General features: G+C 45.9%; 12 protein-coding genes. 1 reads left to right on the plus strand and 11 read right to left on the minus strand.

Features of this window, described 5'->3' with window-relative positions:
* The 4 genes from M3M38_RS03670 to pyrF form a co-directional block, all read right to left on the minus strand.
* On the minus strand, nucleotides 1–1188 hold the full coding sequence (locus M3M38_RS03670) for a DUF998 domain-containing protein (RefSeq protein ID WP_252766400.1): 1188 nt from the start codon (nucleotides 1186–1188) through the stop codon (nucleotides 1–3).
* A gap of 145 nt (nucleotides 1189–1333) precedes the next feature.
* A complete protein-coding gene (locus M3M38_RS03675) occupies nucleotides 1334–3832 on the minus strand; it encodes an SH3 domain-containing protein (RefSeq protein ID WP_252814832.1) in 2499 nt (832 codons plus the stop codon).
* Nucleotides 3833–3968: 136 nt separating this feature from the next.
* Nucleotides 3969–4598, minus strand: a complete 630-nt coding sequence (gene pyrE / locus M3M38_RS03680; RefSeq protein WP_252814833.1) for an orotate phosphoribosyltransferase — start codon at nucleotides 4596–4598, stop codon at nucleotides 3969–3971.
* 16 nt (nucleotides 4599–4614) lie between these two features.
* Nucleotides 4615–5343 carry an orotidine-5'-phosphate decarboxylase gene (gene pyrF, locus M3M38_RS03685; protein WP_252814834.1) on the minus strand — a complete coding sequence of 243 codons (729 nt, stop codon included), beginning with the start codon at nucleotides 5341–5343 and terminating at the stop codon, nucleotides 4615–4617.
* A 236-nt stretch (nucleotides 5344–5579) separates the two neighbouring features.
* Between pyrF and M3M38_RS03690 the strand changes: the two genes are divergently transcribed.
* Nucleotides 5580–6800 carry an MFS transporter gene (locus M3M38_RS03690; RefSeq protein ID WP_252814835.1) on the plus strand — a complete coding sequence of 407 codons (1221 nt, stop codon included), beginning with the start codon at nucleotides 5580–5582 and terminating at the stop codon, nucleotides 6798–6800.
* A 38-nt stretch (nucleotides 6801–6838) separates the two neighbouring features.
* Here M3M38_RS03690 and M3M38_RS03695 read toward each other — a convergent pair whose 3' ends face one another.
* The 7 genes from M3M38_RS03695 to M3M38_RS03725 form a co-directional block, all read right to left on the minus strand.
* A complete protein-coding gene (locus tag M3M38_RS03695) occupies nucleotides 6839–7408 on the minus strand; it encodes an LOG family protein (protein ID WP_252766405.1) in 570 nt (189 codons plus the stop codon).
* Between the two features lie 22 nt (nucleotides 7409–7430).
* On the minus strand, nucleotides 7431–8852 hold the full coding sequence (locus M3M38_RS03700) for a basic amino acid/polyamine antiporter (RefSeq protein ID WP_252814836.1): 1422 nt from the start codon (nucleotides 8850–8852) through the stop codon (nucleotides 7431–7433).
* 189 nt (nucleotides 8853–9041) lie between these two features.
* Entirely contained in the window at nucleotides 9042–9977 is a 936-nt protein-coding gene (locus M3M38_RS03705; RefSeq protein WP_252766407.1) for a DMT family transporter, read from the minus strand.
* A 20-nt stretch (nucleotides 9978–9997) separates the two neighbouring features.
* A complete protein-coding gene (locus tag M3M38_RS03710) occupies nucleotides 9998–10315 on the minus strand; it encodes a DUF7671 family protein (protein ID WP_252814837.1) in 318 nt (105 codons plus the stop codon).
* A gap of 3 nt (nucleotides 10316–10318) precedes the next feature.
* Entirely contained in the window at nucleotides 10319–11260 is a 942-nt protein-coding gene (locus tag M3M38_RS03715; RefSeq protein ID WP_252814838.1) for a DMT family transporter, read from the minus strand.
* Nucleotides 11261–11377: 117 nt separating this feature from the next.
* Nucleotides 11378–14056, minus strand: coding sequence for an MMPL family transporter (locus M3M38_RS03720; protein ID WP_252814839.1), 2679 nt, complete (start codon nucleotides 14054–14056; stop codon nucleotides 11378–11380).
* Complete coding sequence (locus M3M38_RS03725; protein ID WP_252813584.1) at nucleotides 14049–14678, minus strand: TetR/AcrR family transcriptional regulator; 630 nt, start codon at nucleotides 14676–14678, stop codon at nucleotides 14049–14051. Before M3M38_RS03725 ends, M3M38_RS03720 begins: the two co-directional genes overlap by 8 nt.
* Between the last annotated feature and the right edge of the window lie 64 nt (nucleotides 14679–14742).

Here is a 14742-nt window from a genome sequence, read left to right on the forward strand (position 1 = left end):
TCATTCATTTGGTTTCTTGATTTGGAGCCGCACCACCTGCTGGCTCTTTTGGTTAATTTCCCCTAACAGGTACTGGAACAGCATCATAATCCAGGAAAATCCTAACGCGGAAGCCAAAATTTCAAAGGCAGTGAGGGATAAATAGTGCACGTGGCGGAACAAGACACTTACCAGGATAATCAAAAAGACAATTAAATAGGAATTAATCATAAAACTACGGGGAATGTTGGGCAGTAACCATTTAATCCCTCCAATTAAGATAATAATGACTAAGGCCATGGCCCAAGCAAATTGGTCGTGCCAGTAGTGCATCCACGGTACCTGCCGGTCATTATAAATTAAGCCCACTGCTAAAGCATCAACCGCTAAGAGTGTTAATAACAGTCGCAAACAGAAAGTCCGAAATGGTGGCCAATGTAAGGGTTTTAAGGAAACAAACAGATAGTCAACTAACGCTAACATTAGCAGCGCTGACACAATGAAGGTCAGATTAAATTGCCAACTATCAATGGCCTTAGCCGTTCCCAAAAAACTGATATTATGTTTCCACCACTGCTTATTTCCGTTGGCCAGCATCGAAATCAGTAAGCCACCGATAATCATCAAAATCAGCAGATCAACCAGAATCGTGGGCGTAATGTTATCGGCGATGTTAATCATGATGGTATTAATAATGATTCCAAACATAAATAGCATCATTGTAGCGGTATAATGATCAAATTCCGCACCATAAAAAACCCGCGAAAAAATCCAAAAAATTCCTAATAAAGAAACTAGGAGAATCAAAGCCACCGCAATGATAATGGTCGGCAAGTTTCGCCAGTAAATATTGCGATAGACCGAATTAACAGAATTATTGCGCGTTTTGATGAAAAAAATCGTAAAGAGAATTGATCCCATGACGGTCCCTAAAATAATGGTTCCGGTTGCAATCGAATAATCACCCGTGAGCGGAATTAAACGGGATTGCGTCAGCGTACAATAAGTAAAAAAGACCAGTGCCATCAAAATTGCTGGAATAATATCCCACCAATAGGACACGTTCCAAAAGGAAGCACGTTGGACATTTTCTTTTTCCAGTTGCAGACCGTTTTTATCAACCTGAAGGTTAAATTTTTCCCCACCTTGGAGTTTTAGCTTTTGCACGGTTTGTTCAGGAATTTCAAAGTAATATTTAGGTGACTTCATGGTTAAACCTTTCTAAGCTTAAATAGAGGTAAATGTCATTCCAAATTATACCCTATCTGTTCTCGAACTAAAAACCACGGATCATCAAATGGATAATCCGTGGTTTTTTAATTTAGAACGACTGCTCGTTCCGTTGAATTTTAAATTAGAGTTGGGCAATCCAACGATCAGCCCCAGCAAAGTTAACGTAGTGCAACCAAGTGTAGCCATTAGCTTGCTTCATAGCATCGTACCGAATCGTATCTCCAGCTTGGAGTTGACCCGTTACGCCGTCACTCAAACTAGCACCAGTCCGCACGTTTTGTTCAGAACGAACCGTGTAATTACCATCTACTTTAACCGTAGCGCCGTTATCGTTGTTAGTAGGAGTAGTTGGTTGGCTACCACTATTTAAATCAGCAACCCACCGGTCTTGACCCGCGTAGTTGTTATAGTGTAACCACTTGTACCCATCAGCTTCGCGCGTACCATCGTAGTAAATTGTATCTCCAGCTTGAAGTTGACCCGTTACACCAGCACTTAAACTAGCATCAGTCCGGACGTTTTGCGGTCCACTTAACGTGTAACTACCACGTTCTTGGTTATTATTGTTGTTGTTTGGTTCTGGAGTTGGCGTTGGTGCTGGTTGTGTTGGAGTTTGGTTAGCACCGTTTAAATCAGCAACCCACCGGTCTTGACCCGCGTAGTTGTTATAGTGTAACCACTTGTACCCATCAGCTTCGCGCGTACCATCGTAGTAAATCGTATCTCCAGCTTGAAGTTGACCCGTTACACCAGCACTTAAACTAGCATCAGTCCGGACGTTTTGCGGTCCACTTAACGTGTAACTACCACGTTCTTGGTTATTATTGTTGTTGTTTGGTTCTGGAGTTGGCGTTGGCGTTGGTGCTGGTTGTGTTGGAGTTTGGTTAGCACCGTTTAAATCAGCAACCCACCGGTCTTGACCCGCGTAGTTGTTATAGTGTAACCACTTGTACCCATCAGCTTCGCGCGTACCATCGTAGTAAATCGTATCTCCAGCTTGAAGTTGACCCGTTACACCAGCACTTAAACTAGCATCAGTCCGGACGTTTTGCGGTCCACTTAACGTGTAACTACCACGTTCTTGGTTCATACCAGTGTTATTGTTGCCATTACCTGGCACCATAGTTGGATTGTCCAAGTTTTGGTCAAATCGAGTTAAGTTGTTTGCCCGAATTACACTAATTAAAGTACTTGCGTACGTAGGTGACGTTGCATAACCATCACTTTGTAACATCCAAGCTACTTGTGCGTAGTCCCGGTTCCCGAGCAAGTTCGAGTAACGTGAGTTTGAGTATAAGAAGTAACCGTGATCTTGGACACTTTCAGCAAAACTAGGATAAGCCCGGAAGCGATCTTGAATTGTTACGTAGCGACCATTAATCCATTCTTGAGTTGAAACGGTTACAGACTGACCATTGTATGAACCCTTAATTCCAAAGAGATTGTTTCCAGGAGCCGCTTGACCCCACGCACTTTCAACGATAGCTTGGGCAATCGAAATACTTGGCAATACACCGTACTTTCTCCAAGTTTCAAGGGCTCCAGCAGACAAGGAGTTAATGAAGTCAGAGTGACTCGTAGTTGCACTAGCTAACTGAGCAACCCAACGATCCTTGTTTTCGTAGTTCATGTAGTGAAGCCACGTGTAACCATCAGCTTGGACTTTCCCATCATAATTAATGGTATCTCCGGCTTGTAATTGACCCGTAATGTTTCCAGATAAACTAGGATTATCACGAACGTTCTGTTCACCAGCAACGGTGTAAGAACCTGACTCCTTGGTCATGTTAGCCGTGGACAAGTTTTGCGCTGCAGTTTGAACAGCTAAATTAACTAATCGAGTAGCACGCTTTTGATCTGAATTTTGAATATCATTCTTAGTTTCAACTTGGTCAGTAGATTGCTTCGTTACATCCGTAGTCACTTTGGTAGGAGTAACTTGGTCAATGGTTTTCGTTTCCTTAGCTGCAGTTTCAGTTTGATTACTCTTAACATCAACTACTTGTTGCTTAGCTTGAGTGTCATTTGTAGCCGACTTAGCATCTGTCTTTACTGCATCAGTTTTCTGATCATTATCGTTAGTACTCTTTTCAACTTCAGGAGTTGCTGATTTTTCAGTATCAGTTACTTGAGTAGGTTGATCAATCTTATCATCATTTTGTTCAGACTTAGTTACTAACTGATTATCAACTTGATCAGCTTTAGTAGCAGGTTGATCAGTCTTAACTACGGATTGGTCTTTTTGCTCAGTTACGGTTGCTTGGTTAACGTCAGTACTCTGACTTTGATCAGTGGTTTCCTCTTTAGCATCAGTAGCAACTGGTTGTGTATTCTGGTCGCTTGTAGCCGTTTGCTTAGCATCAGAATCAGTTTCAACTGAATTTGCTTGTTCAGTAGTTTTTTGATCATTAGATGATTGAGTAGTTGCCACAGCAACTGGTGCAGATGCCTGAACATCCGCATGAGTTGGCTTTCCAACTGTAAAGAGGGCCGTCGAAGCAAAGGTTAACCCCATGGCAATTTTAAGCCAGCCGTGTTTTGACTTGGTTAGCTTAGCCCTAGTTTTAGTTTCACCAGTGGCTAACGCCATTTTATCGTGTGCCTTAGCATACTTCTTCATAAAATATAGGTCCTTTCGTAAATAGCTTTTTAATTATTATTTAATTTGATTACAATTATCATTGTAGCATAAAAAAAGACTCATCTTTATTACGAGTCTTTTACATTTTAACACAGGCTAATCAAGATTATTAGCCTTATTTCCAGTTCCACGGATCCTGGTGCCATTGATTAAATTTGCTGTACTGGTCTTGAGTAATTGCATCCGTATCTAACAGTTGTTGAATCAATTGGGCATAAGTTAATAGGGGAGTGAACGAAATTTGAACATCCTTAAAGTTTTGGGACGCATCAGGGAACCCGTATGAAAAGATGGAAACCACTCCGACAACTTTGTATCCCTCGCGTTGAACCGCTTGAGCGGCCTTAATGACGCTACCTCCCGTTGAAATCAAGTCATCAATCAGAACGACCTGATCCTGCTGACTAATTTTTCCTTCAATCTGCTTTCCCGTTCCGTGATCCTTGGGTTTGGAGCGGACGTAAACCATGGGAAGGTTCAAGCGGTCAGCCACCAACGCTGCGTGGGGAATCCCCGCGGTCGCTACTCCACCAATCACGGTTACGTCGGGATACTGAGCCTTAATTAATTGCGCTAAAGCATCCGCAATGTTGCTCCGCAAATCCGGGTAAGAAACCGTTAACCGCAAATCCGTATAAATAGGAGAGTGAATCCCACTCGCAAACTGAAAGGTCTGATCAGAATGCAGTTGCACAATGTCGTTTTCCACTAATTGATCTAAAATTTTTGTTTCCAGTTTTTCCATTATTTAAAATCTCCTTTTAATCAGTCCAGGCAGCATCGTAACGATCGTAAGCCACCACTGGATCAGAGCTCTGGTTAATCGGACGCCCCACCACAATCGCAGTAGCGCCATCTTGACGCGCCGTTTGGGGGGTAGCTACCCGTTGTTGATCTCCGGCAGCATCGCTAGCCAACCGAATCCCAGGGACCACGTACTCAAAATTAGCTCCTACTTGCTGTACCAAAGCCGGTAGTTCTAAGGCCGACGTAATTACGCCGTCACATCCTGATTGTTGGGCTAAATGAGCCAACGATACCACTTGTTCCGTCATATCGAGGCGACAGTTTTGTTCCTCCCGCAAACCAGCTGGAGAAATTGAAGTTAATTCCGTGACTCCCAGTAAGTGTGGAACGGTAACGTTTCCTCGTTTTGCTCCGGCCGTTAATCCCCGTTTGGCTGCCTGTAACATCGTCGATCCCCCCAGAGTATGCACGGTCACGTAGTTCACTCCCAATTCGCCGAGCTGGGTTAGCGCCCGTTCCACGGTGTTCGGGATGTCAAACAACTTCAAGTCCAGAAAAATGGCACACCCAAGTTTTTGAATCTCAGTTACAATCATTGGTCCGTAGCGATAAAACAATTCCATCCCAATTTTCACCGTCAGTTGTTCTGGATGCGGGAACTGATTTAAAAAGTTCTGTACCTCTTCATTGGTTTGAAAATCGAGGGCAATCATCAGTGGATGCGTTGTCTGCGAGTTCGTCATTAGTACCTCCCACGGTTGGAGTTCAAAAGGGCCAAAAAAAGACCTTCTCTACGGTAGAGAAGGCCCACTGGTGGTTAGTTAATTTACTTGTCCTTTAATCTGGCTTCTCTGAACCATTTAATTAGTTTCTCGCATTATAATATAAAAATGTCCATTGTACAAACCAATTTTTTATGGCACACTTAATAAAACAACAAATAATTGGGATCCGTGAATCCCACTTTGGAGGGTTATTAATGACAAAAACAGAGCAACCGCACGTCACCATGTCGGCCAATCAAAAACTAGTACTTTTCTCCGCTAGTTCTGGGTTCGGTCTCGAAAATATGGACGTGCTTTTTCTTTCGTTTACGTTAAGTTCCATCATCGCCACCATGCACGTTTCGCCCGGGGCCGCAGGCATGATTGGAACAATTACCAACTGGGGAATGCTCCTCGGAGGCATTATTTTCGGGATGCTCGGTGATCGTTTGGGACGGGTTAAAGTCTTTACCCACACCATCTTCGTTTTTGCCCTGGCTACGGCCCTCATGAGCATCGCCACAAACATCTATTGGATTTATCTGTTTCGGTTGTTAGCCGGAATTGGCGCTGGGGGTGAATACGGAATCGGCATTACGTTAATTGCCGAAGCCTTTCCCAATCGGAATCTGGGTAAACTCTCATCCATTGCTGCGATTGGCGGTCAAATTGGAGCGGTGGCGGCCGCCATTTTAGCGGCCCTCGTGATTCCACACTTTGGTTGGCATGCTTTATATCTCTTTGGCTTACTTCCGATTGCCTTGGTCTTTTTGGTTCGACGTCATTTAAAGGAATCACCGACCTTCTTAGCGGAAAAACGAAACCAAACCATGTCACCACTCACGGCCATCCAGCGTTACATGTTTGCCGACGGAAAAACCACCTGGACCACGATTGGACTTATGATTATGACTACGGTTCAAATTGCCGGTTACTTTGGCCTGATGAACTGGTTACCCACGATTGTCCAAAAACAAAGTCACTTAAACGTAGCGGGATCCTCACTGTGGATGCTAGCTACCATCGGGGGAATGAGCGTGGGAATGCTGACCTTTGGGACCTTTCTTGATTGGTTAGGGCCCCGCTTAGCCTTTGGAATCTTCTTGCTAGCTTCTGCGGCACTGGTCTACAGCATTGCTCTAGCCCACTCGACCGGCCTCCTTTTAATTATCGGTGCGGTGATTGGCTTCTTTTCCAACGGAATGTACGGTGGTTACGGTGCCGTGGTTAGTCAACTTTATCCCACGGCGGTTCGTTCCAGTGCCAATAACATTATCGTTGGTGTCGGTCGAGCCGTTGGAGGAATGTCTTCCCTGGTAATCGGTCTGCTGATGGAACACTTCAACTTGATTGTGGTGATGCTCTTCTTATCGGTCCTTTACCTGATTAGTTTTGTCACAATGTTAACGCTACCGGGTTTAAAACGGCACCACTAAAAAAAGATCGTTCGCTTTATTGTGCGAACGATCTTTTTTTAGTATTTACGCACCGTCGGCGGTGTGTAGTCTTTGATAAACGCCTCAATCTCTGCTAAGGAACGAGCAAAACATAACTTGGCGTTGTCCTGGGTCGTCAAGAAGTCATTGTTCACCATTTCGGCAAACATCCGTTGCAAGGGATCGTAATACCCGTTGACGTTGTACAAAACGCACGGATTGGCATTCGCACCAATCCGCGTCCAGGAGTACGCTTCCGCAATCTCTTCGAGCGTCCCCGGTCCGCCGGGTAGTGCGATACAGGCATCCGCTAGTTCTAACATCCGTTGTTTGCGAATCGACATGTTCGAAACCACTTGTAAATCAGACAATTCGTCAAGGGCGGCGCCCCGGTCTACCAGTGCTTGGGGCATGACCCCCTGCACCTGACCGCCAGCAGCCAGCACCGTTCGCGCCAATAAGCCCATCAGGCCCACGCCACCTCCACCATAAACTAGGGTGAGGTGGTTTTTCACTAACCAATGCGCTAACTCCACCGTTGCGCTTTGATACGCAGGTTGATTCCCCGTTGCCGCTCCGCAGTACACGGCAACTGCTTTATTCTTCATTGTGCTTAGTCCCTTCTGGTCATTAACTCAACGCCAAACGGCCGGTGATAACAGCTACGACCGCTACAATCGCGGCCAGCGTGATTAGACCCATCAGAATCATTTCACGTCGGGTCAGTTTCCGTCCCTGTTCGTGCACCGCTCGAATGTAGAAGACAAAGCCTAGTACATAGGCAATGGTACACAACCAGAGGTATTGCACCCCGGCCAGCACAATTCCCGTAATTTCAAACACGAACGCCACTAAGCCCGGTAGCATTAAGCCCACGGAATGGCGGTGCCAACCGACCTGCACCTGAAACGCCGCTACAAGTGAATAACACACCACGATGGCAGCCGTACATAAGGAAATGGCAAAGTTGTAGGCCTGCGTTGAAAATAATAGCGAGATTAAAAATAATTGCAGTAGGATTTGGGTCATCCACAAAGAATGGGCCGGAGAATTTTTCCGGTTCATCACTCCAAACCAGCGCGGTAAGAGTCCTTTTTCAGCCATTTGAGTGGTTGCTTCGACCGGCAGCATCGTCCAGGACAGCCAGGCACCGGTAATCGTAATGATTAACGAGATACTAACTAAAGCACCCCCAACTGGTCCCATCATATCTTGCACCACATAGGTCAGCGCCGGATTACTAACGTGGGCTAATTGCGCTTGCGTTAAATATCCATAGGGAAGCATTGAAATCACAACGTTCAGCGTTAACAGCGCCAAAAAGCCAATGATGGTCGCCTTACTGGCATCAGAGCGCTTGCGAGCTCGGTCCGTCATCATCGTGGCCCCTTCAATCCCAACAAAGACCCACATCATGGTAATGATGCATCCCTTAATCTGGGTGAAAATCCCACTTGCGGTCGCCGGGTAGTACCGAAAATTAGTCGTAAAGTTGGCCCAGAAGTGAGCGGTAAAGACCCCGGCCTTAAACATCACGATGCCTAATAAAATAAAGGCCACCAAGGGAATCAACTTTAAAATCGTGATGATAACGTTAATCGAGGTCGCGAGTTCAATTCCATTAATCACTAGCAAAGTTAGCGCCCAGGAAATAGCAGAAGCGGTCAAAACCGCTCCAAGCGAATTTCCACTTCGAAAACTAGGGATAAAATATCCAATCGCAGACATCATCATTGTCGCAAAAGCCACACTTCCGACCCAGGATGATAACCAATATCCCCAACCCGACAGAAATCCGGCAAAGTTTCCAAAGCCAGTTTGGGCGTATTCAACCATTCCGTTGAGCTCTGGTTGGGTTTCATTTAGTGACTTAAAACTCCAGGTGAGACCAAAAATTCCAATTCCCACGATTAACCACGCCACTAAGGCTGGTCCGGGTGTTGAGACGGCCGCTAGCTGGGCACTAGCATTGTAAATCCCCGCCCCAATGGCCGCACTAATCACCAACATGATTAAGCCCACAAGGGATACTCCGGGTTGTTTTTGTTTCAACTGTTCCGCTTCCTTTCACACCTGTAAAATTCCGAATAGTTCTTATTATACCGGAATTAACGACTGTTTAAAAAGAAAAAACAAATGATTTGGTTGGTTCTTTGTCTGGAATTTAGCATTATTTTTCTCACAAAAAGACCCTTACGTTACGATTTTTCAATCAATAACATAAGGGTTCCCTTTAATAATTTATTGTTTTTGCTGCGCAATATCATCGTGACGTTGCGTGTACTGCAAGAGGTAAATGGCGATAATCACCATGATGGCTCCTACCACTTCGGCTAAGCTCAGTGATTCCTTGAAGAAAATCACACTCAAAATAAAGGTTGAAACTGGTTGTAAGGCATCCATCAAACTAATGTTTTCTGATGAAGTAAACCGGGAAGCGTAAATCAACGTAGAGAAGGTTAATAAAGTTCCAAAGAAGATAATCCCCAACACACCAAGAATGGCGCCAGCACTCAACGGAGGGACGTCCTTCCACACCGGGTGGTTTAAGTTAAAGGCCAGACTGGCAATCAACGTTCCCCATCCCATTACGACGATTGGGGGGTTGGTTTTACCCAGCGGCCGCGGTAAGACCACATACAAAGCGGCCGTCACTCCAGTAACCAATCCCCATAAAAAGGAATCCAGCGGAATCGATAACTGGCTAAGGTCTCCCTTGGTGATTGAAAGTACCACCCCAATGATGGCAATCACAAAAACCACCAGGTCCATTTTCACCGGTTTACGGTGTTGAAAAATAAAGCCCCCAATCACGATGAAAAGTGGCGCCAAGTACTGCAAAATCGTGGTTGCAGCCGCATTCCCGGTTTGAATACTAACGTAAAAACTACCCATGTTGGCAGCCAGTCCAAATAGTCCGTAACAGATCAAAATTCCAATCGACTTCCAACTCTTGAAAATATCAAAGATCCGACCGCGATAAATAATGGCACTAGCCAGAATCAGGATTAACCCCGCTCCGGTGGTCCGAGCCGATAGGAACCAGGAGGCCGGAATCGATTCATTTTGAGACACGAATTGGGTGATGACCCCCGCAACACCCCAGGAAACGGAGGCGAGTCCCGCCAGTAAAATTCCCTTCATGTTGTTACTTAACTTGCGATACCATGTAAACATTACTATCTCCCTTATCACACTTAGTTTGAATCTAATTGGGCCTGTGCCGTTTGCAACACGTCCACTGGCACAGACTCTGACAAAAAACGAGCCATCGGTTGATACCGATGGCGTTTTTTAAAAGATACATCAAAGGCCGCTACGATTGCAACCCGCATTTGATTCTCGGTCAAAAAGATTTGACCGGGAGCCTGATAGTGCCCCTTGGTGTGCTTACCGATGCGCCATCCGTGTAGCTTAAACTGACCGGCTTGATCACGCTTAATCTCATACTGCCCGTTGGCAGTTTGCACCACCGGAACGCCAATGAACCGTAACACCTTATATTGCTGTGCCATGGATTACTCCATCTTCTGCGCTGCTTGGTCAGACTTGCGCCGATAGTACTGCAGAATGTAAATGGCAATGATCACGAGCGCCGAACCCACGATTTCCATGAAACTAATCTTGGTGTGTAAGAAGACGATACTCAAGATAAAGGTCATTACTGGTTGTACCGCATCGACCAAACTAACGTCTTCGGAGCTAGCAAAGTGCATACTGTGCAGCAGGCAGGCGAACGGCAACACCGTTCCAAAGATGACAATGGCTGCAATCCCAATCACGCTGCCAGTCGTTAAATGTGGCACGTTTTCCCACACCGGTTGGTGCAGGTTAAAGAAGAACCCGGCGATTAAAGTTCCCCAACCAAGCACCGTCAACGGTGAATTTTTTTCCATTAACGGCCGTGGAATTACCACGTAACAAGCAGCCGTAATTCCGGAAATAATTCCCCAGAATAATGAAATGGGTGGGATGGATAATTGACTGATGTCACCCTTAGTAATCGAAAGGATTACCCCCACTAAAGCAATTATAAAGACTAGGACATCAACCTTGTTTGGAATCTTGTGCTTAAAGATAAAGCCGCCCAATAAAATAAACAAAGGAGCGAGATACTGCAAAATGGTGGCCGAAGCAGCGTTCCCCGTTTGCACACTGACGTAGAATGACAGTAAGTTTGCTCCGAGTCCAAAGATGGCGTACCCAAAGATCAATATAATCGAGTGGACGTCCCGAAAGACCCCAAAGATTTTGCCCCGGTATAAAACCGCACTAATAAATAGCAAGATAATTCCCGAAAATAGCGTTCGGACAGAGAGGAACCAAGACGCTGGGATGCTGGCGTTTTGCGATACAAACTGGAGAATGGTTCCCGAAATTCCCCAGAACGCGGAGGCCAGCGTGGCCCACAGGATCCCCTTCATAATGTTTTGGTGTTGCACTTGTGGTTGTTTTTCCATGCTTCTTCCCCTTCAACCTTAATTTTTCCAATGGTTTCATCATACGCTTTTTTGAGATAAATTTCCGCCCCCAAAGCAGAAAAAAATAAGCCCCGCATTAGCGAGACTTATTTTTAATTATTCACCTTCTGCAGCTTTTTGGGGATCCGGATACGTCAATTTCACCGCTGCCGACATTAAGATTGGCAGGATAATCACAAGGATTAAGAGCCCCACAATTACAGCAATGGCCACTTGAATCAGCGTCAGGACACCGGATGGCATCAAGGCTGCGAACGTTCCTCCTAGAATCAAGGCTGCGGAAAGCACCACGACACCGATAAACTTAGAAGACTCGATGATTCGTTCGGCAGGATCAGCACCGGAAACCGTCTGGTACTTGCGCATCAGGAAGATGCTGTAGTCCACACCCAGAGCGATAATCATAATGAAGGCAAAGAATGGGGTATTCCAAGTCAACATCGAGTGTCCTAACACTAAACTACTAATCCAGTGGGTGACCGTCAGCGAAGCAAAGTAAGCTAACAGCAACGTTCCTTCAATGTAAAGCGGTTGTAAGATTGACCGGGTCACAAAAATGAGAGCCACTAAAATTCCGATTAACATAATAACTGCGGTCCGGAAGAAGTCTCCCGAGGCAATCGTTTGCGTATCAGAAATCAAAGCACTTTGACCGTTAACAGCCACCGTGGCCTTGTCGAGGTCACTCCCCTTCAAGTTTTGCTTAACTTGATTTTGGATGTCATTAACCGTCTTCATGGCCTTCGCACTCGAAGGGTTCTGGTTCAAGACCACCGTAATCTTGGTGGTCTTTTCGTTTCCAGACAGGTAGTTGTTAACTGCCTGCTTGAACTGATCACTGTTCATGACTTGTTCCGGAATGAAGAAGGTTTGACCAGCGGCCGAACCTTGGACGGAAGCCAGGTAGTTGTTAGCTTGTCCCACTCCGCCAGAGATTTGGCTCAGACCCTGTTGGGCTTTTTCGGTTTGGGCTTGCAGGGCCTTCAGCTGTTCACCCAGCGCCTGGGCGTTATTACCGATGTTTTGGGTATCGCTTGCAATTCCATTTAGCTGACCACTGACATTACTCTGGCTAGCTTGGGCTTGTTGCAAAGCGCCGCCAATAATTTGCAGTTGGGCTTGGTTTAACGGTGACCCCATGGCCGTTGCCTTTTGTTGCATGGCAGCAACTACTTGGTCTCCGGTCATCTGGTTGCCCGCCGTGGATTGAATCGTTTGCAATTTCTGACCGATGGATTGAGCGGATTCACCAATGGCTTTTAGTTGATCAGCATTAAAGCCTTGTCCGTTACCCCCGGCTTGGATCTGTTGCAATCCTTGTCCGGCTTGATTCATTTTTCCGGTCAGCGTTTGTAATTGATCATTTAAGTACAGTTGTTTAATTGGTTGTCCACTTGGTTGGGTCACAGAAGCCACCGTCGCCACGTCTTTTCGACTCCGCAACTGGTTCGTAACTTGGTCAATCTTCATTAAATCTGCTTGGTTCTTCAGTGAATGATCAGACTTAATGTAAATCGTGGATGGTTCAGCAGTCCCCTTGCTAAAGTGCTTTTCCACCACGTTTAATCCTTGTTTTGATGGGACATTGTTGCTTAATTCGACAGCACTATCGTAGCTGAGGTTTCCGTGCCCAAAGGAAATGATGGGTAAGAGGACCGCTAAGACTACGATCACAGCCGGAACGGCAAACTGAACGGAGCGCTTGGATAACCAGCCCCAAAGCCGGCTGTTTTGAGCTTGTTCAGCCAGGTTCTTGTTCGGCCAGTACATCTTGGCCCCGAGGACGGACATAAAGAACGGATTCAAGGTTAACAGCACGAGTAGTAAGACTACCACTCCAACCGCCACAGCAAATCCAGACCGGTAAACGGAGAAGTTCGCCAAACCAAGGGCTGCGAATCCAATCAGAACGGAGATTCCACTATCAAGAATTGTCCGACCAGCTAACTTCCGGGCCGAAACGGTTGCTTTGACACGGTCCATCCCGTTGGCCAAGTTCTCCTTAAACTGATCGTACAACAGGATATTGTAATCGGTCCCAATTCCGAACAGCACCACCACGATGAAGACTTGGGTAAAGTTTGAAAGCGGGAAGTTAAAGTACTTCACGAGGTTCATAACCACGCTGAGGGAGACAATGAACGAAACTCCCACGGTTAATAACGAAACCAGTGGAACAATCGGAGAACGGAAAACGATAATCAGCACAATTAAGATGAAAATCGTGGCAATAATTTCCGTTTTCTTGATTCCATCCACCATCGAGAGCCGCATGTCATCGTTTAAGACGTCCGCTCCCGTTACGTAGGAACGCACACCACTAACCTTCCCGCCGGATTTTAGCTTCTGGTTCATGGTTTCCACCGAATCGCGTTTGGAAACGTTCAACTGCACAATCTCAGTCGATTTATCCTTTGAAAGCAGTTGTTTCTTGGCCACCGGCGTATTGGTAATCGACGTCACACTCTTGATTCCGTAATGGTCGGAATTTTTTTCTAAGTGGCGGATCCGTTGGTCAATCCGTTGCTGTTGAGCTTTGGTAATCGGCTTTTCGCCGTTGTTGTAGACCAAAACCACCTGACGGGTATTACTGATGTGATGGCCCCAGTGCTTTTGCATGTTGGTAGCCACCTGGCTCTGCATGTTCGCCGGGATCTTCGTTTGTCCCTTTTCGGCCTCTAGACTCCCGATATTCGGTAAAAAGAGGACCGCAGCGAGCACTGCGATGAGCCACAATAGCGCAATGCCACTATATTTTTTCACAAACTTATTCATCGTTAGGCTCCTCCTGTTTTTGGGTTAACGTTAGTAATTGAAGTGGCGCGGTTTGTTGCAAGTTGGCAATGATTTCTGCCACCACAGTCGGGGGTTCCGGATTGGGTTTCTTAATCCAATACACAATGATGCCCATAATCTCATCAATAATAAATTCCCGCACATAATCAAGCGGGATCACTTTTGGACTGTGAATTTGATCGCCAAACTTGGTTAAAGCCGCATCCAGGTCCGCGAACACCACCTGCTTAATCCGGTTTAAAAAGTACGGATCGCCCTGCTCGCCCAGTAACGCCGCGACTAAGCGTTGATTCGCGTAGAAATTATTGAGCGTTTCTGTAATAAACGAAGCGGTCTCTGGCACTTCTCCGACAAGCCACTTCATTGCATCTGGCATAATCTGGTCTAAATCAGCCTGTAGTTTTTCCAACAAATCTGCTTCGAGCTGATTCACGAGGTCCGCCTTATCCAAGTAGTGCGTGTAAAACGTGCCCCGACCGATACCCGCGGTGCGCGTAATGTCTGTAACGTTCAGATTCTGGAGCCCCTTTTCATTGATTAACTGAATCAGAGCTTCTTGAATGTCTGCAACCGTACTGGTTTTGCGCGTTTGTTTGGCCATCACCTGTCCCCCCCCTTCTAACTTATATCAAATTCCATTTTACTCGTCTTGCTTATTAAGTCAA

It is taken from the genome of Fructilactobacillus cliffordii (assembly GCF_024029355.1).
Lineage (GTDB): Bacteria > Bacillota > Bacilli > Lactobacillales > Lactobacillaceae > Fructilactobacillus > Fructilactobacillus cliffordii.

Excerpts from the sequence above, each read along its gene's own strand:
- M3M38_RS03670 (WP_252766400.1), bottom strand. The coding sequence starts at position 1,188 with ATGAAGTCACCTAAATATTACTTTGAAATTCCTGAACAAACCGTGCAA.
- M3M38_RS03675 (WP_252814832.1), bottom strand. The coding sequence starts at position 3,832 with ATGAAGAAGTATGCTAAGGCACACGATAAAATGGCGTTAGCCACTGGT.
- pyrE (WP_252814833.1), bottom strand. The coding sequence starts at position 4,598 with ATGGAAAAACTGGAAACAAAAATTTTAGATCAATTAGTGGAAAACGAC.
- pyrF (WP_252814834.1), bottom strand. The coding sequence starts at position 5,343 with ATGACGAACTCGCAGACAACGCATCCACTGATGATTGCCCTCGATTTT.
- M3M38_RS03690 (WP_252814835.1), top strand. The coding sequence starts at position 5,580 with ATGACAAAAACAGAGCAACCGCACGTCACCATGTCGGCCAATCAAAAA.
- M3M38_RS03695 (WP_252766405.1), bottom strand. The coding sequence starts at position 7,408 with ATGAAGAATAAAGCAGTTGCCGTGTACTGCGGAGCGGCAACGGGGAAT.
- M3M38_RS03705 (WP_252766407.1), bottom strand. The coding sequence starts at position 9,977 with ATGTTTACATGGTATCGCAAGTTAAGTAACAACATGAAGGGAATTTTA.
- M3M38_RS03710 (WP_252814837.1), bottom strand. The coding sequence starts at position 10,315 with ATGGCACAGCAATATAAGGTGTTACGGTTCATTGGCGTTCCGGTGGTG.
- M3M38_RS03715 (WP_252814838.1), bottom strand. The coding sequence starts at position 11,260 with ATGGAAAAACAACCACAAGTGCAACACCAAAACATTATGAAGGGGATC.
- M3M38_RS03720 (WP_252814839.1), bottom strand. The coding sequence starts at position 14,056 with ATGAATAAGTTTGTGAAAAAATATAGTGGCATTGCGCTATTGTGGCTC.
- M3M38_RS03725 (WP_252813584.1), bottom strand. The coding sequence starts at position 14,678 with ATGGCCAAACAAACGCGCAAAACCAGTACGGTTGCAGACATTCAAGAA.